Below are 16,236 nucleotides of genomic sequence, written 5' to 3'. Positions count from 1 at the left end.
CCGCCACTGGGCAACCATGTTGGCATTCAACCCGTGGGCGAGCGCCACCTCAGCAATTGAGCGGGTCGGATCATTCGCTTAGGCAACCACCGCCGCCCGGAACTCCTTCGTGTAATTCTTCGAGCCTACTCGTCTGCCGCGCCTGGCCTGCTTCATCACTCTGATTCCCATTACTTCTGATGGGAATCAGAGTGCCTTCCCTGCAACATCACGAAAAGACGGTATGGATCGAACGCTTACGGCGAAGTAGGCCGCAATTTTTTTAACAGATCACGCTCCATATTGACCTCTGCGAGCTCGCGCTTGACGCGGCTCAGCTCTGACTCGGCCTCAGTCTTCGGACGTTGTGTGCTGCCGAAACTCCGGGGTGTAGCTCGCTTTGGGTATTCGATTCATGGTGCTCTGCGTCTCGTCATTGTACGAAACGTTGGCTTCCACTTTTTCCGACCGACCTCACATGCGCTTAGGTCGAACTTGCCCTGACCTCGATGCCGCACTGCTATTCGAGGCCGATGAATGGAAGGCCGCCTTCATCCTCAACAAAAAGGCCCCACCCGACAAACTGCCCCGGCTAAACGAAGTGGTACGGCTCGTCGCCAGACTCGGCGGCTTCCTGGCCCGCAATGGCGACGGCGAGCCTGGCGTCAAAACCATCTGGCTAGGCATGCAGCGAGTGGTCGATTTTGCTGCCGGCATCAGATACGCACGCGAGCTTGAGGAGCAGACTTGTGTGTAATGAAATGGGTTTACAAGGATAGTCACCGATCATAACGTGAACGAGCGGATATACGAAGGTTTGAAGGACCGATTAAGCGCTTTTCTAAAAAGAAAATTGAGCATCTTATCTTTTACTGCCGCGAGATCCCGGGTGTCCAGGAGGTCCATAACAGCCGCCAAATTTTCCAAGAATATAGTTTTGCTTTCCTCGCTGAAATCAGAAATTTCAGGAAGTTCCAAGCGGCGCCCCGTCAACTCCTCATGATATTCAACTAGCTCTCTATTTAGCCCAACAAAATCGCGAAAAAAATTCGGGTTTTGATCAACAAAATTTTTAACGTCATCCCTAAAATCATAAGTACCGTCACCCAAGCTCACAGTGACGTATTTTAATTGTCCGACGCCGACATAATCTCCTTTTAATCTATTTACGTGCCTATCTTTGAATTTTTTATTGGCAAATCCCTCCAGTTTCATGGTTACGTTTATAAATTCCTCTGGTAAAATTTCCTTTTTTAATTTCACGGTGATTTGATTGACGTCGATACCATCGATGATATTTTGACGATCTTCGAACATAATTTTTTTACTATCTTTTGGCAGCACGCCATGAAACATCGCATTGTTAATTTTTATTTCTTCGATAGAAGCCACTCCCTCATATATTTTTGAACATAATTCAATAAAAAAGTCACGAATCTCTTCGTGATCTAAATCGATGATATCAAGATTTACTCCAAACTTTACGCCAGTTAAATCTTGTTCATCCGTAGCGGGATTATTAAATTTTACAATAGTGAATTTTTTATCATTTACAAATGATAACCCCATATTCCTTAGCTCATCGTGAGCGCTTGCTTGTTTTTTTCTCATATCAACAATAGATGCAAGCCTGTTTTCGATCTCGTGACAGAAGATACCCGATAAATATTTATTATTTTTTATTGTGGATAAATCAGTCATTACAACCAAGAAATAAGGTTCCGGCTTATCGGCTGTCTGGATTATTTGATTTTTGAGCGAAGCCTCAAGTCTCTCACCTGACTCGACGTCGCGCCCCCTTATGTGACTGACTACATTTCCAAAGAACTCATACATGGCAGCATTGTCGTTTTCTGGCACCATGACCCGATTAAAAAAATCGGCGAACTTATGATATGCATCGAGATCGGTCTTCGAAAAACCTCGTGGCTCAAGTTCGCGCATTTGAATATCATTTTCTACCACAGCCCACCCTACGCTCTCATATTTTTTATTATTTAGCTTTAAATCTACGCTGCAATTATCGCTTGTAACGTGGTCGCCATTCTCAATTCTATAAATCAAGGCAATAATTTCGTCGGCCGTTGTGTTTTTTATATTGTCTTCTTTAATAATTGCTTTGGCGTATTCCATTATTCGGCACAATACGGTATTAAACGCCTGGTCGTTGCTTCGCGTAAAAATTCCGTTGTCAAGGTGGCCGAAATTTAGGTTCATCCCGCCTTCTTCGAGTTTATCGGAAAATAAATTTCCTACGGCACCGTTAAAGTAATTTTCGGTTGCCCTGTATTTTTTATGGATAAATTCCGCTCTGGCTTTTTTGTCTATGTTTGCCGCCATGAATGCTTCCAGGACCGATTTAATTCTTTTTAAATGCGCTTGCTTCTCTGTGTTTGAAGATTTTTTGAAATCATATATTTTGTCATTGGTGCGATCGGTATTTTTTTCGCTGAATGTCTTGGCTCCAAAATTATGGACCGGGGTAATCTTGATTGATGTCATATCGTCATCCGTATTGACAATAAATTAGGCAATCTCCGATTCTTCGGCGTAGCTTTTGCCCCGCTTCATGCGCATTGAGATTGCTCGGCAGATCGCGCAGGTATCTGAGGACGTGACGAGTGCTCGGTTTAATCGAGATATTTTTTGATGAATTCGCGGGCTTGCTTAAAAAATCCGGTTGATTCACTAGACTGGTCACGGTTTCGTTACGACTGACTTGGGTATGTGAGAATGTGTAAGGCGGGTTGGGATGAGAGGCGACGTATTTCAGATAATCGTCATATGTCATGGACATGCCCAGCCATGGATCGATGACGATCTTATGAAGATGGCCGTTGCTCTTGACCTTCAAGGCGCAAATCACATGATCTCCGTTGGGGCCGCGCCGATTGTCGCAAATCTATACCATCTATCTGACGCCGTCGCCCTTCGCCAGCTTGCCGGCTTCTTCGGCCTGCTCGTACCGACCCGCGTCCAGGTGGCCGTCCGCAAGCTGTCGGTAGACGCTTCTGGCCATCCCCATCCACCCTCCCCGCTTGTAGGCCGTTGCGCCCTGTTCGTACTGACGGGCCCTCATCCACTGTCCTGCGCCCCCAGGCAGGCTTGCTCCTCGGTATGACCTAAACGCATGGGCGGCTTCTACGCTCGGCGCGGGCATCACTCGGTCACTCGTTCCTGCGAAAGGCCGCACGCTACGTTCATTTTTCAACGGTGCCGTCGTCGACAACAGCGCGACGGGTGGGGCGCTGTCACGCCAAGCACGGCGGATATTTTGCTTTCATTGTCAGAGCCGTGTCACGCAGACCACTATCGGGCAAACACCTTAGGTGTGCGCTGTCGCCAACGGCCAACGTCCTGAGGTGGGTCGGAAAAAGTGGAAGCCAACGTTTCGTACAATGACGAGACGGAGAGCACTATGAATCGAATACCCAAAGCGAGCTACACCCCGGAGTTTCGTGCAGAAGCAGTCAAGCTGGCGCACGAGGTGGGCAGTAGCGAGGCGGACAGGCGGCTGTCAATCTCGAGCAAGACGCTGGCGAACTGGCAATGCGCGGATGTTCGGCGCCATCAACGACATGCTCATGGATATGCTCGCTGCCATTGCCCGCCGGGATTACGAGCAACGCCGCGAACGGCAATCGCAGGGCATTGCCAAGGCCAAGTTGGCCGGCAAGTAGCTTGGCCGTCAGGCGGATCACACGCGGTACGGTGCCATCAATCGCTTGCTGGCCAGCGGCAGTTCCTGGTCTGTCGTACAACGGACCATCGGTTGCAGCCGAAGCACGATTAGCCGTGCGATCCGGTACGGCCAGAGCAACACGAAACCGACGGCGTTGGAACCGGATGCTGCACCGGTGAGCGGCGCGTAAATGTCGTGCTGAAGTTCCATGTCAAGAACAGAAGCAAGTTTACTCTTGCGACCTGCTCGGCGATTTCCGGACCGCCGGCACCTCGATCGACTTGGCGAACCGCGACCTCTTACGGAGGCCATCGACATCACCACGCGAGGCGGGCGGTTCATCTTCCTCGTGTTCGGGGCGCTGGCAGAAGGAACGAGAGGGGTTCTGTCGCGATAACGAAGTTGCGCGGAAGCGAAGCCAGGGGCGCGTTGGTTTTTACGCGGCCAGTGCATAGAATTGCTAAGCAGGGGACGCACGGCGTCCCTTTGGGGCAAACATCTGCCCTTTGCGAATCATGTGCATGGCCTCGATGCCGCCCAGGACGATGCGGGCACAACGGAAATTCTGGAAACCCAGCATCGGTCTGACGCGCCGTTTGATCGCGCGGTGGTCCTGCTCGACAAGGTTGTTCAGGTACTTGTTCTGGCGGATTTCGATGGGCGTCTCGCGCTGGGCGCCCAGCGCCTGCAGCGCGGCGCGGTTCGCCCCGCTTTTGTCAACGGTGACGGTCTTGGGCGTGCCCCGCCCGGCGATGGCTTTTTCGAAGAACCGGCGCGCGGCGGCGGTATCGCGGCGTGCGCATAGCAGAAAATCAATGGTGTGGCCCGCCTTGTCCACCGCCCGGTAGAGGTATTTCCACTGGCCTCTGACCCGAATATAAGTCTCGTCCATGCGCCAGCTCTCACCGACTGGGCGCAGGCGGCGACGTATCGCTTTCTCGAAAACCGGCAGCAACTTGATCACCCAGCGATGGATCGTCGAGTGGTCCACCGCCACGCCTCGCTCGGCCATCATTTCCTCCAGATCTCGCGAGCTCAGCGAATAGGCTACGTACCAGCGCACGCACTGCAACATAACCTCCAACGGGTAGTGCAACCGCTTCAGGACCTTGGCGATGCCTGCGGGCAAGGGCTTTCTCGGCGGTGTGGCTGCATGCTTCATCGACTGGGTTCCCAGTGCTCGAAACCGTGGAGTCTACCTGACTACCCCTATTGCGACGGAACCGGAAAATGTCAGGCCGCGATTTTTTCAGAAAAGTATCGCGCGGTGTATGCCGCGGGCGATAAATAATCGAGCCGGGCCTGAATGCGTTGTCGATTGGAGAACAGTTCGATGTACTCAGTGATCGCTTGTCGGGCTTGCTCGCGCGTGGCGAAGCGGCGACTGTACACCAGCTCGGTTTTTAACGTGCCCCAGAACGATTCGATTGGGGCGTTATCGTAACAATTACCTTTGCGGCTCATCGACGCTTGCATCTGAAATTGCCTGAGCAGCTTCTGATAATCGTGGGAGCAATATTGATTACTGGACGGGGGGATCACCGGACGATCTCGTGCGCACGGGCGCGCGGCAGGACCATCCGGCGCGCCGTTCAGTCCGCCACCGGGCGTTCGGTCGGGGCGACCAGCGCGACGCATAGACGCTTCTGTTCTTGCCCGGCTCCCTCATGGAAGGAGAACAGAAGGTCTTCGGTCACGTCGAGCTTTAGCGACGGCCACTGCTTTAGCAACGAGGTAAAGTCGGAATCCGCGCAACGCACGTCCGGCGCGCCGACGAGCAGCACGCCCTCGCGCCTTACACTCGCCTCGTCAATGTCGCGAGTGTAGATGTTGGGCCGCGTCGCGTTTGACCATGCAACGAGGAGACGCGGATTGCCCGGTACGTAAAACGTCAGCCAGTGCGAAAGTGGGTGGCCGCCCACGTAGCGCAACGGAGCACCGTACCGGTCTTGCCAGCGCTGTTCGAGTACCGTGCTCAACGTCTTCAGCCCCAGGAACTTCTGCCCGGCGTTCTTCACGTTAGCGCTCAGAAAAACAGCATAGCCTGCGACGACCAGGGCGGCCACACCCACGAAACCTGTGATGGCGCGACGCAGGAAGAGGTCCCGCCCGGGAGCGGTGCGCGCCACGTACGCGACAAGCAATGCCGGCGCCGGCACGACAAAGGGCTGCAACCATTCCGTTACGCGCCCGCCGTCGAACATCGTGAAATACGCCAGAATCGGCACGAGCGGCAGCAGGAGCACCTGGACGAGCAAACGTAGCGGCGCGCGCGCCTCGGGCGAAGCTGGCCAGTGCAACCGCACCCCGCACAACCGCAGGACGAGGGCGAGAACGGCCACCGGATAGAACGCGCATATCGCGGCTTTCAGCCCACGCAGATTCAGCCCCTCACCGATCTGGTCGCCCACCCATCGGAATGCCGCGAAATCGTGATGAGCGAGCCACCAGGCGTTGGGCATTACCATGACCAGGAAAATCGCTACCCCGAGCGCGAACCATGGCCCCCGGCAGCGGCTGCGCACCTCGGACGAGGCCAGCATGAGTAGGAATGCCGTCCCAATCAGCGCGAACGTTGAATACTTCGTCATGGCGGCGAGGCCGGCCGCGACGGCGAATCGGGGCCACGCCGCTGGCGTGTCGAAGGTGGCACGCACGAGCAAGTACAGCATCCACGGCCACAGCATGACCAGTAGATAGTTATCGTTGTACGGCAGGATATCGATGTTGACTACGCCAGATACATTAAGGCTCAGCATGGCGAGCCACGCCAGATCGCGCCGAAATGTGAGGCGCAGCGCGAGTTGCCAGACACCCAGCAGGCCGATCCCTACGGCGGCGAAGTGCGAGGCGTACCAGTAGAAACTTTGCGCAGGGCCACTCAGCGCGACCGCGGGCCAGAAGGCGAAGCCGGTCAGCCACGGGTTTTTAGGCGTGCCCCATTCGGCGTTGCGCGCCCAGTTCAGCGCTTCGACCGCGTCGTACGGCACGGTCGGGTCAAGCATGCCACTCACCAGCGTCCAGACCAGGCCAAAGAAGGCGGCGAAGGCCAGCGGCGCGCGGTAGAGCGCCCAGAGGCGTTCCACCGCCAAGGCAGCAGACCAGCGGGCCGGTGCTGCTTCGCAGGGCATCGGGACGGAAGGGAGGCCGCGTTGGGCGGAACCAGGCTGGGAGTGGGGCAACGCCATGACTGTTCGGTTATCGAAGTGCTTGTGAGAGAGGGACAGCTGGCGCCGGACTCAGGCCCCGGCGCGGGCGAGCGACGCCGCCATATGACTCGTGGAGTCGCATTGTATGTCTTCCATCCTCTCCCGGACGACAGCTTAATTTACCGCCACAAATTCCGGGTTCGCTTTAAACGTCACTGGCCGTTATCTTTCGAAGCGCGATCTTCCACGGGGGTAACGCCTGCGCAATCGGCCAGCCACGCGCTTCGCATAGTCTCCGTCGCTTGCCTGTGCCAAGCTCGGCGAGCTCGCGCTCCACGTCGTGAAGCGCACCGCACGGCGTCAGCGCCGCGAGCTCACTTGTGTGTAATGCAGGAGCACGAGCAATGCGAGCCAAGCCGGCCCGACATAGAGCGCGATCCGTGTGTCGGGAAAATAAGCCATCAACCCGATCACAAGCGCCAAGAATGCGAGAGCGAACCACGATCCATACGGCCAGAAAGGGACCCGGAACCGCACCGCGCATTGCTCAGACGGGGACAGGCTGGCACGAAACCTCATCTGCGCGACAAGAATGATGCCCCAGGTCCAGATTGCACCGAATGTTGAGATCGACGTTACCCAGACGAAGACCTTCTCCGGGATTAGGTAGTTGAGCAGCACCCCGACGAGCAGCGCTGCCATCGATACCAGAATTGCCCGGCGTGGCACGCCACTTTGCGTCGTCTTGCTAAAGGTGCGTGGCGCTTGGCCTTGCTGAGCGAGGTTATACAACATGCGTCCCGAACTGAACAGCCCGCCGTTACAAGAGGACAGGGCGGCGGTTAGGACGACGAAATTGATAATGCCCGCAGCAGTCCTGATACCAAGCCGTTCGAATGTCATTACAAATGGACTACCTTGCGTTCCGATCTCGTTCCAAGGATAGATCGACAGGATAACGAACAGCGCACCGCCGTAAAAAATCAGGATGCGCCAAAACACCGAGTTGATCGCGCCCGGAATCGACTCCTGAGGATTCGCCGCTTCGCCCGCCGTAAGGCCGATTATCTCGACGCCAAGGTAGGCGAACATCACCATCTGCATCGACATCAACACGCCCTTTGCGCCGTTCGGGAAGAACCCTCCGTGCGTCCAGAGGTTCGAGACACCGAGGGGCACACCGTGGTTGCCGATGCCGAAAACGATCATCGCCCCGCCTACAACAATCATTAGCACGATCGTCACCACCTTGACCAGCGCGAACCAAAACTCAAATTCACCATACGCTTTGACACTGAGAAGGTTGACGGTCCCCATGGAGGCCAGCGCAGCTAGCGCCCAGATCCAACGAGGCACGTCAGGAAACCAGACCCCCATGTAGATGCCAACGGCAGTAATTTCCGCGATGCACGTGACGATCCAGAGAAACCAATAGTTCCAGCCCGTCAGGTAGCCCGCGAGAGGCCCGAGATAGTTATGCGCGTAGCGGCTGAACGATCCGGCGACTGGGTTGTGCACGGCCATTTCGCCAAGCGCGCGCATGATCACGAAGATCACGGCGCCGCCAATGAGGTAGGACAGGATAATGCCAGGACCGGCCAGCATAATGGCGTTGGCCGAACCTAGAAAAAGGCCCACGCCGATCGCTGCCCCAAGCGCGATCAGCCGCATCTGTCGTTGCCCAAGCCCCCGATGTAGATCGTTTGCTTTTGTCTTTCCTTGCTGCATCAGTGCTTTCCTTGTTTTAGATAAAATGACATCATTAAACCCATCGGCTTTGCTAGGCATCAGCAAGCGTGGTGAACCGCCCCGGGAATCGTGGAGGCTGGTTGGTTTAAGTTAATGCGGGTTCAGCGGCAGCTGTTTCAAGTTGCCGATAGTAGTTTGCCTCAGCTTCGGCGGGCGGGATATAGCCGAGGGGCTCCATCAATGGCACTGTCACATTATCGGTAAGTTGGCGTACGGTGAAGCTATGAGAAAACCGAAATCACTCTATCACGGCCACCGATTCCCGGCGTCGGTCATCAGCCATGCCGTGCGTTGGTACTTCCGATTTCAGCTCAGCTTGCGCGACATCGAAGAGTTGCTGTTTGAGCGTGGGGTGATAGTCAGCTACGAGACGATCCGCCGCTGGTGCGACAAGTTTGGCGCGGGCTTTGCTCACCGGGTCAAAGCGGCACGCCGCAAGCCCGGTAGCACGTGGCACCTCGACGAGATGTTCGTGAGCCTGCGCGGTGAGCAGTACCTGCTGTGGCGCGCCGTCGAAGCGCATGGCGCGGAAATCGACATCCTGCTGCAGAAGCGGCGCGACAAGGCGGCCGCCAAGCGCTTCTTCAAGCACGTGCTGCGCTCGAACCCGGTGCCGCACAAGATCGTGACCGATCAACTGCGCAGCTATCGAGCGGCCAAAGCCGACATCGCGGCGCTGGCCAATGTGAAGCATGTGTTCGTCAAAGCAGCGGCTCGGGGCAACAACCGCGCGGAGAACAGCCATCAGCCGACGCGGGAGCGCGAGCGGCGCATGCGGGGCTTTCGCGACCCAGCGCGCACGCAAACCTTCCTCTCGAGCTTCGGGTCAATCCGGCAACACTTCGCACTCAAACGACATTTGCTGCGCGCGCCGCTCTTTCGCAAACAGCTCGCGGTGCACTTTGCTCAATGGCGTGGATTCACCCACGTTGCCCAAACTCCGTCTCATACTTTTTGAATCGCTGTCGATTCGTGCATCGGCTTCGACGACATCCCTAAGTTGACAACGCCTTTCGTACGTGAGTTCGATCCCGCGGGCGGCCAGCATCTCCTCAATCATGCGCAGGCTCAGCGGGAACCGGTAATACAGCCACACTGCGTAGCTGATGATGTCGGACGGAAAACGGTAGCCTTTGAATGAGATCGCGTCCTCGCTCGAGCGCGCGGGGCTGACTGAGGTTTTTTTCATGCCGCATTCTATCCTCCACCGCCTAACAACCTGACAATACCCGCGCGCAGGCGCCTGAGCGCAGCCATCCTCGGCGCGCGTGCACAAGCCTGCGGACAGATCGACAAAATCTGCGAGCTGGCCGTACACGCCTACCTGCCGCCAAGTCGACACGCGTTGGTCTCAGACACCCGCGCGGTAAATGCGGAAATCAAATCTGGCGCTTCGCCGCGAGGCACTCGCGTGAGTAGCACGGAGTTCGTCGGATGCAAGTACGGTCTACCGCGGGGAGAACGGTATGAAACTTGCCGCTTTTGAAAAATGATCACGTTTGACCGTCGGTGGCATAGCCGCCGTCGAGGGAAACGGTGCGACGCGGCGGCTGCCACCGGTTGCCGTCACTCATTTAGCAACTTCGCAAGCCGTTATCGCGCGTCTCCCGCACCGCCTTGCCTGCCCGACGGCCGACGACCCTAACGGGCGCCCCGTTCGTCGCCACCCGGCTTACTCGGCACCCGGGCACGCCGTTGCCTCATGCTTCCCGCAGCACGCGGAACGCGATATTCTTACGATTCCACGTGTACGTGAGATACAAGGCGCCGTCCACACCGATCAACGCCGGGTACGAAAATTCGCCCGCACCGCCCTCGACCTCCAGTTGGTCTGTCCAGCACGCTCCGTTATCGATCGCCAGCGCGAGCCCATGACGCGAGGCTGTCGAACGGTAGCGGAACAGCATGCCGTGTGGGTTCGTATCGGCCCGGCTTAGAAAACGGTCGGCAGGGGCGAATGGGGGGAAGCCAACGGCCCCTATTCATGTGGCGAATTTCCCGCCCGACCATGGATACGTGTCCGTCGCCGCGCGACGCTCATGAAAAGACTATTTGCGAGGCTGCCTCCGATGAGAATTTTTTATGCCATGTCAGTCGTGCTGGCCGCCCTTTGCGTTACAGCGCTCGCCGCCCGTGCCGTGACGGTCCCGCCGAACGTGGGGCTCGCTTCTCAGCAGGACATGACGCGCCAGGTACCCGCCGAAGTGGAGTCGCTCGACCCGGCCCATATCGAATCATGGACGGGCAACACGATCGGCCTCGACCTTTTCGAAGGGCTCACCCGCATCGACGCAGACGGCCAGGTCGTGCCGGGCGTGGCAAAGTCGTGGGAGCGCAAGACGTCGCTGACGTGGTCTTTCACGTTGCGCCACGACGCCAAGTGGAGCAACGGCGAGCCGGTGACGGCCGTCGATTTTGTCTATGCGTGGCAACGTCTCGTCGATCCGAGGACGGGCTCGAAGTACACGATTCTCGTCGAATTCATGAAGAATGCGAAGGACATCATCGCGGGTAAGGCCGCGCCGTCGACGCTGGGCGTGCGCGCAATCGATGCGTTCACGCTCGAAGTGACGACGGATGTGCCCGTCGCATTCTTCCCCGAGCTCACCGCGATGGCGCCGCTGGCGCCGGTCAACAGGAACGTCATCGCGAAATTCGGCGTTTCCTGGACGCGCCCGGGCAACCTCATAAGCAACGGCGCATACCAGCTCAGCGACTGGCAGCCGAATCACCGCATCGTGATGACGAAGAGCGCGAAGTACTGGAACGCGCCCCACGTGGTGATCAATAAGGTGACCTACCTGCCGATCGAAAGCGACGAAACCGCGATGCGCATGTACCAGGCCGGTCAAATCGACTACAGCTACTCAATTCCGTCGGGCCTCTTCCCCCAGCTCAGTAAGCAGTTCGGCGGTGAGCTGCGTGGTGGCCAGCAGCTCGCGACCTACTACTATTACCTGAACAATCGCGACGCGGCATTGAAGGATAAACGCGTGCGCGAGGCGTTGTCGATGGTGATCGATCGCGACGTACTGACCACCAAGCTCACGCAAGCTGGCGAGACGCCGATGTACGGCCTAATACCGCACGGCACAAAAGGCGCGCGCCCCTTCACGCCGGCTTGGGCGGGGTGGCCGATGGCCAAGCGCGTTGCGACCGCGAAGGACCTGCTTAGGCAGGCCGGTTACTCGGACGCGAAGCCGCTGTCACTCACACTCACGTACAACACCAACGCCCTGCACAAGAAGGTTGCGCTGTTCGCGGCGTCGGAGTGGCGTACCAAGCTTGGCATAAGCACGGCGCTTGAGAACGTGGAGTTCAAGGTGCTGATGAAGCAGCGACATGAGGGCAAGGTACAGATCGCGCGCGATGCCTGGTTCGCCGATTACAACGACGCGACGACCTTCTTCGATCTGCTCCGCTGCGGCAGCGCGCAGAACAACCTCGGCTACTGCAACCAGCAGGTCGACGCGCTCGTCGATGAAGGCAACCGGCAGCTCGATGAAACGGCGCGCGCCGTGCTGCTCACGCGGGCGCACGACATGGCGATGAACGAAACGCCTCTAGTGCCGCTGTTCCAGTTCTCTGCCAGCCGTCTCGTGAAGCCCTTTATCGGCGGCTACTCCTTGAGCAACGTACTCGACATGCGCGCCTCACAAGACATGTACCTGATCAAACACTGAGCGGAGCGAACATGTTGGCCTATGCACTCAGGCGCATATTGTGGGCGGTGCCGACGGTGCTCGCCGTCATTACTGCGTGCTACTTGCTGCTGCATTTGACGCCCGGCGGCCCGTTCGACACGGAAAAGCAGATGTCCGCGGCAACGCTGGCGAATCTGAAGGCGAAGTACCACCTTGACGAGCCACTGTGGCAGCAATACCTGCGGTATCTCGGTCTGCTGATGCACGGCGATCTCGGCCCGTCGCTTCGCTACGCCGACTGGTCGGTAAACGATCTTGTGAAGAAGGCGCTGCCGGTGAGTCTGGGGGTGGGCGGCGTGTCGATCCCCCTCTCGATCGTGGTCGGCGTGTTGCTGGGGACCGTCGCGGCGGTGCGTCGCGACAGCATGCTCGATCGCTTCGTGATGTTGATTGGCAACCTCGGCAACGTTGTGCCGCCCTTTGTGCTTGGCCCGGTGCTGGTGTGGATCTTTGCGATCTTACTCAGCACCTCAGCGGGTAACGGCTGGCTCCCCGCTGGAGGCTGGGGTGACGGCGGTTGGCGGCACCGGCTGCTGCCGGTCGCGCTACTCACGCTCATTAACGTGTCGTCGCTCGCACGCGTGATGCGCGGTTCGATGATTGAGGTGCTCTCAAGCACGTACATCCGCACAGCACGCGCAAAGGGCTTGTCGGGCGCCACAATCGTGTTGCGCCACGCGCTCAAGCCCGCGCTCATGCCGGTGGTGTCGCTGATCGGCACCGTTTGCATCACCTCGATCACGGCGGCCGTTGTGACCGAGTCGGTGTTCGCGCTGCCGGGGCTCGGGCAGCTCGTCGTGAACGGCGCAATCAACCGCGACTACACGTTGGTGCTCGGCCTGACAGTGCTCACGACCGCATGCGCGGTGCTCTTCAATCTGCTGGTCGACCTTGCCTACGCATGGCTCGATCCGCGCATCCGTTATTAATCGAGCGTCTGCGATGAGTCCGATTACTCCCGTCGTCTATCATCCCGCGCCAGCGCGCTCGCCCCTCGCGCTCGTGTTCGCGCGCTTCCTTCACAACCGTGCCGCGGTGTTCAGCTTGGTGCTGCTCACGCTCATCACGCTCGCTTGCTTCGTCGGCCCGTGGCTACTCGCGGCGGACCCCGCCGAGAGCGACTGGGACGCGATCAGCCTCGCGCCGGCGCTCGCGAACCAGCACTGGTTCGGCACTGACGAGCTCGGCCGCGACCTGCTCGTGCGCACGCTCATTGGCGGACGCGTGTCGCTCGAGGTCGGCCTGCTCGGCACATTGGTGTCCGGTCTGTTCGGCGTCGCCTGGGGCGCCGCGGCCGGGTTCGCGGGGGGGCGCATCGACGCCCTTATGATGCGCGTCGTGGACATGATGTACGCCATCCCGTACCTATTGATTGCGATCTTGACGATGACGGTGTTCGGCCGCTCGTTCGGGCTGGTCATCCTGACCATCAGCGCGTTCTCCTGGATCGATATGGCGCGCGTCGCGCGTGGCCAAACGCTGTCGCTACGCAACCGCGAGTTCGTCGACGCCGCACGTGCAATGGGCGTTCCGACCACGACGATCTTGCGACGCCATGTCGTGCCCAACCTGATCGGCGTGGTCATCGTGTACGCGACGGTGTCGGTGTCAAACATTGTGCTGACCGAATCGGTACTCTCATTCCTCGGCCTCGGCGTGCAGGAACCGATGACGAGCTGGGGCATGCTGATCCAGGATGGCGCGCAAAAACTGGAATCGATGCCGTGGTTATTGCTGGCGCCCGCCACCCTGCTGTGCGTGACGCTGTATTGCGTCAACTTTGTGGGCGACGGCCTGCGTGACGCCCTCGACCCCAAGGATCGCTGAAATGGCAGTCTTACTGGACGTTGAAAACCTCGGGGTGCGTTTCTCACGCAAGGACGCAGCGCCGCTCGAGGCGGTGAGCGACGTGTCATTTACGCTTGAGGCCGGCAAGACGCTCGGCATCGTGGGTGAATCGGGCTCGGGCAAGAGCCAGACCGTGATGGCGCTGCTGGGCCTGTTGGCCAGCAACGGCTCGGCGAGTGGTGTGGCACGCTATCGGGGCAAGGATTTGCTGGCGATGGATACGCGGGCGCTCAATGCCGTGCGCGGCGCGCGCATCGCAATGGTCTTCCAGGACGCCATGACGTCGCTCAATCCTTTTCTGACGATCGAGCGGCAAATGACGGAGACGCTGCAGCGACATCGCAAGCTCTCGCGCAAGGAAGCCACGTGGCGCGCCATTGGGGCGCTTGAGGCGGTGCACATTGCCGACGCGGCGCGCCGCGTCGGGCAGTATCCGCACCAGTTCTCGGGCGGCATGCGACAGCGCGTGATGATCGCGATGGCGTTGTTAGCCGAGCCGGACCTGCTAATCGCCGACGAGCCGACCACCGCCCTCGACGTGACCGTGCAGGCACAGATCATGGACCTGCTGCGCGAGCTGAACCGCGAGCGCGGCACCGCGATCGTGCTGATCACGCACGACATGGGCGTGGTTGCGGGCCTCGCGGACGACGTGATGGTGATGTATGCGGGGCGCAGTGTCGAGTATGCGTCGGCCGAATCGATCTTCACGGCGCCGTCGCATCCGTACACGATCGGCCTGCTCAACGCGCTGCCTCGCCTGAGTGACGACGGCGACGCGCCACTCGTCGCGATTCCGGGCAACCCGCCGCCCCCAGGCGCCGTGACGCCCGGTTGCGCGTTCGCCCCGCGCTGCCCCTATGCGTACGCGCGGTGCGAGACGGTGCGCCCCGCGCTCAACGCTTTTGGCGCACGCGGTGCAATGCGCGCGTGCCATTGGCCGCTGAGTGAGTTAAAGGGACGTGTGCGATGAATTTGCATGAGCGCCGCAGAGACGGTGCGGCACGGGAGCCGTTGTTGTTCGTCGAGGATCTCAAGGTGCATTTTCGCGTGCCGCTCGGCGATTATCCGTGGTCGCCGAAGGGCACGCTGCGCGCGGTGGACGGCGTGTCATTCGAGGTGAGGCGCGGCGAGACGGTTGGGCTCGTCGGCGAGTCGGGCTGCGGCAAGTCGACGCTCGCGCGGGCACTGGTCGGCCTGGTGCCAATGACCTCTGGCACGGTGCGCTGGCGCGGCGAAGCCGTCGCGTCGGGGCACCGGCGTCACCCCACGATGCGCCGTGAGGTGCAGATGATCTTCCAGGATCCGCTCGCGTCGCTCGACCCGCGGATGACGATCGAGCAGATCGTCGCGGAGCCGCTCGTCACGCACCAGCCGGGCGTAGGACGCGCCGAAGTACGTCGCCGCGTGACCACGATGCTTGAGCGCGTGGGCCTAAGCGAGCACCACTTGCGGCGTTATCCGCACGAATTTTCCGGCGGCCAGTGTCAGCGTGTCGGTATCGCACGTGCACTGATTGACGCGCCGAAGCTGGTGATCTGTGACGAACCCGTATCGGCGCTCGACGTGTCGATCCAGGCACAGATCGTGAACCTGTTGCGCGATTTGCAGCGAGAACTGTCGTTGTCCTACCTGTTTGTTGCGCACGATCTCGCGGTAGTGAAGGCGATCAGTCATCGCGTCATTGTGATGTATCTCGGCCGCGTCATGGAACTCGGCATGCGCGACGACCTGTACGGCGCGCCCCAGCACCCGTACACCAAGGTGCTGCTTCAAGCGGCGCTGACGCCCGATCCGGCGCGCGCGCGGGCGCGCCGTCCGTTGCTGCTGGCCGGCGAGATGCCCTCGCCGCTCAATCCGCCGACGGGTTGCGTGTTTCGCACGCGCTGCCCCATCGCGATCGCCGCATGCGCGCACGACCTACCGCAGCCCGTGGTGCGGCACGGTTCAGCGACGCGTGTCGCGTGCATCCGGGCCGGTCTGGTCGCATTCGGGGACTGACGTCATCGAGCCGCCATCCGACCGGCGGGCCGCCGTGTGTCATGACACGGGCATCAAAGCCGCGTCCTTCAATGCGAGGGGCAAGCCAGCGCAAGCGGGTCGCGGCTCGTTTGTGCGACTTCAA

12 protein-coding genes and 5 pseudogenes are annotated in these 16,236 nt (G+C 59.2%); 9 read left to right on the top strand and 8 right to left on the bottom strand.

The genetic code is table 11. The annotated features are described in order from the left end of the window. Positions 1-457 precede the first annotated feature (457 nt). Positions 458-736: pseudogene (locus tag MB84_RS27800) on the top strand (IS4 family transposase); the annotation flags it as partial. Between the two features lie 29 nt (positions 737-765). On the opposite strand, the gene MB84_RS27795 reads toward MB84_RS27800, so the two are convergent. Both MB84_RS27795 and MB84_RS27790 read right to left on the bottom strand, forming a co-directional pair. After that, complete coding sequence (locus tag MB84_RS27795; RefSeq protein ID WP_065225915.1) at positions 766-2,481, bottom strand: hypothetical protein; 1,716 nt, start codon at positions 2,479-2,481, stop codon at positions 766-768. A 409-nt stretch (positions 2,482-2,890) separates the two neighbouring features. Further along, positions 2,891-3,058 (bottom strand): hypothetical protein, encoded by a 168-nt coding sequence (locus MB84_RS27790; RefSeq protein WP_157123136.1) that lies wholly within the window; start codon positions 3,056-3,058, stop codon positions 2,891-2,893. Positions 3,059-3,397: 339 nt separating this feature from the next. Here MB84_RS27790 and MB84_RS30400 point away from each other — a divergent pair. Both MB84_RS30400 and MB84_RS31370 read left to right on the top strand, forming a co-directional pair. After that, a pseudogene (locus tag MB84_RS30400) lies at positions 3,398-3,556 on the top strand (transposase); the annotation flags it as partial. Continuing rightward, positions 3,528-3,780: pseudogene (locus MB84_RS31370) on the top strand (recombinase family protein); the annotation flags it as partial. The pseudogenes MB84_RS30400 and MB84_RS31370, both read left to right, overlap by 29 nt. A 341-nt stretch (positions 3,781-4,121) precedes the next feature. Here MB84_RS31370 and MB84_RS27780 read toward each other — a convergent pair. The 4 genes and pseudogenes from MB84_RS27780 to MB84_RS27765 all read right to left on the bottom strand — a co-directional run bounded on the left by MB84_RS27780 (position 4,122) and on the right by MB84_RS27765 (position 8,538). Further along, a complete protein-coding gene (locus MB84_RS27780; RefSeq protein ID WP_052654647.1) occupies positions 4,122-4,823 on the bottom strand; it encodes an IS6 family transposase in 702 nt (233 codons plus the stop codon). Positions 4,824-4,894: 71 nt separating this feature from the next. Next, positions 4,895-5,185: pseudogene (locus tag MB84_RS27775) on the bottom strand (IS3 family transposase); the annotation flags it as partial. Positions 5,186-5,253: 68 nt separating this feature from the next. Beyond that, entirely contained in the window at positions 5,254-6,849 is a 1,596-nt protein-coding gene (locus tag MB84_RS27770) for a glycosyltransferase family 39 protein (protein ID WP_245725626.1), read from the bottom strand. A gap of 321 nt (positions 6,850-7,170) precedes the next feature. Beyond that, positions 7,171-8,538 carry an amino acid permease gene (locus tag MB84_RS27765; RefSeq protein ID WP_052654641.1) on the bottom strand — a complete coding sequence of 456 codons (1,368 nt, stop codon included), beginning with the start codon at positions 8,536-8,538 and terminating at the stop codon, positions 7,171-7,173. Between the two features lie 244 nt (positions 8,539-8,782). On the opposite strand from MB84_RS27765, the gene MB84_RS27760 reads away from it, so the two are divergent. Then, positions 8,783-9,517 carry an IS6 family transposase gene (locus MB84_RS27760; protein ID WP_052654639.1) on the top strand — a complete coding sequence of 245 codons (735 nt, stop codon included), beginning with the start codon at positions 8,783-8,785 and terminating at the stop codon, positions 9,515-9,517. Between the two features lie 54 nt (positions 9,518-9,571). On the opposite strand, the pseudogene MB84_RS30665 reads toward MB84_RS27760, so the two are convergent. Both MB84_RS30665 and MB84_RS27755 read right to left on the bottom strand, forming a co-directional pair. Continuing rightward, positions 9,572-9,748: pseudogene (locus MB84_RS30665) on the bottom strand (IS6 family transposase); the annotation flags it as partial. A gap of 511 nt (positions 9,749-10,259) precedes the next feature. Beyond that, a complete protein-coding gene (locus MB84_RS27755) occupies positions 10,260-10,466 on the bottom strand; it encodes a hypothetical protein (protein WP_052654638.1) in 207 nt (68 codons plus the stop codon). Positions 10,467-10,628: 162 nt separating this feature from the next. On the opposite strand from MB84_RS27755, the gene MB84_RS27750 reads away from it, so the two are divergent. The 5 genes from MB84_RS27750 to MB84_RS27730 are packed head-to-tail and all read left to right on the top strand — an operon-like array spanning position 10,629 to position 16,112. Then, complete coding sequence (locus MB84_RS27750) at positions 10,629-12,242, top strand: peptide ABC transporter substrate-binding protein (protein WP_052654764.1); 1,614 nt, start codon at positions 10,629-10,631, stop codon at positions 12,240-12,242. Between the two features lie 11 nt (positions 12,243-12,253). Then, on the top strand, positions 12,254-13,192 hold the full coding sequence (locus MB84_RS27745) for an ABC transporter permease subunit (protein WP_052654763.1): 939 nt from the start codon (positions 12,254-12,256) through the stop codon (positions 13,190-13,192). A gap of 13 nt (positions 13,193-13,205) precedes the next feature. Continuing rightward, positions 13,206-14,090 carry an ABC transporter permease gene (locus MB84_RS27740; protein ID WP_052654762.1) on the top strand — a complete coding sequence of 295 codons (885 nt, stop codon included), beginning with the start codon at positions 13,206-13,208 and terminating at the stop codon, positions 14,088-14,090. Between the two features lies 1 nt (position 14,091). Continuing rightward, on the top strand, positions 14,092-15,084 hold the full coding sequence (locus tag MB84_RS27735; RefSeq protein ID WP_052654761.1) for an ABC transporter ATP-binding protein: 993 nt from the start codon (positions 14,092-14,094) through the stop codon (positions 15,082-15,084). Beyond that, positions 15,081-16,112 (top strand): ABC transporter ATP-binding protein, encoded by a 1,032-nt coding sequence (locus tag MB84_RS27730; RefSeq protein ID WP_052654760.1) that lies wholly within the window; start codon positions 15,081-15,083, stop codon positions 16,110-16,112. Before MB84_RS27735 ends, MB84_RS27730 begins: the two co-directional genes overlap by 4 nt. Positions 16,113-16,236 lie beyond the last annotated feature (124 nt).

The sequence above is a fragment of the Pandoraea oxalativorans genome, assembly GCF_000972785.3.
Classification (GTDB): domain Bacteria; phylum Pseudomonadota; class Gammaproteobacteria; order Burkholderiales; family Burkholderiaceae; genus Pandoraea; species Pandoraea oxalativorans.
Note: the sequence above shows the minus strand (reverse complement) of the source record. Positions and strands in the feature narration are given on the sequence as shown.

Excerpts from the sequence above, each read along its gene's own strand:
- MB84_RS27795 (WP_065225915.1), bottom strand. The coding sequence starts at position 2,481 with ATGACATCAATCAAGATTACCCCGGTCCATAATTTTGGAGCCAAGACA.
- MB84_RS27790 (WP_157123136.1), bottom strand. The coding sequence starts at position 3,058 with ATGAGGGCCCGTCAGTACGAACAGGGCGCAACGGCCTACAAGCGGGGA.
- MB84_RS27780 (WP_052654647.1), bottom strand. The coding sequence starts at position 4,823 with ATGAAGCATGCAGCCACACCGCCGAGAAAGCCCTTGCCCGCAGGCATC.
- MB84_RS27770 (WP_245725626.1), bottom strand. The coding sequence starts at position 6,849 with ATGGCGTTGCCCCACTCCCAGCCTGGTTCCGCCCAACGCGGCCTCCCT.
- MB84_RS27765 (WP_052654641.1), bottom strand. The coding sequence starts at position 8,538 with ATGCAGCAAGGAAAGACAAAAGCAAACGATCTACATCGGGGGCTTGGG.
- MB84_RS27760 (WP_052654639.1), top strand. The coding sequence starts at position 8,783 with ATGAGAAAACCGAAATCACTCTATCACGGCCACCGATTCCCGGCGTCG.
- MB84_RS27755 (WP_052654638.1), bottom strand. The coding sequence starts at position 10,466 with ATGCTGTTCCGCTACCGTTCGACAGCCTCGCGTCATGGGCTCGCGCTG.
- MB84_RS27750 (WP_052654764.1), top strand. The coding sequence starts at position 10,629 with ATGAGAATTTTTTATGCCATGTCAGTCGTGCTGGCCGCCCTTTGCGTT.
- MB84_RS27745 (WP_052654763.1), top strand. The coding sequence starts at position 12,254 with ATGTTGGCCTATGCACTCAGGCGCATATTGTGGGCGGTGCCGACGGTG.
- MB84_RS27740 (WP_052654762.1), top strand. The coding sequence starts at position 13,206 with ATGAGTCCGATTACTCCCGTCGTCTATCATCCCGCGCCAGCGCGCTCG.
- MB84_RS27735 (WP_052654761.1), top strand. The coding sequence starts at position 14,092 with ATGGCAGTCTTACTGGACGTTGAAAACCTCGGGGTGCGTTTCTCACGC.
- MB84_RS27730 (WP_052654760.1), top strand. The coding sequence starts at position 15,081 with ATGAATTTGCATGAGCGCCGCAGAGACGGTGCGGCACGGGAGCCGTTG.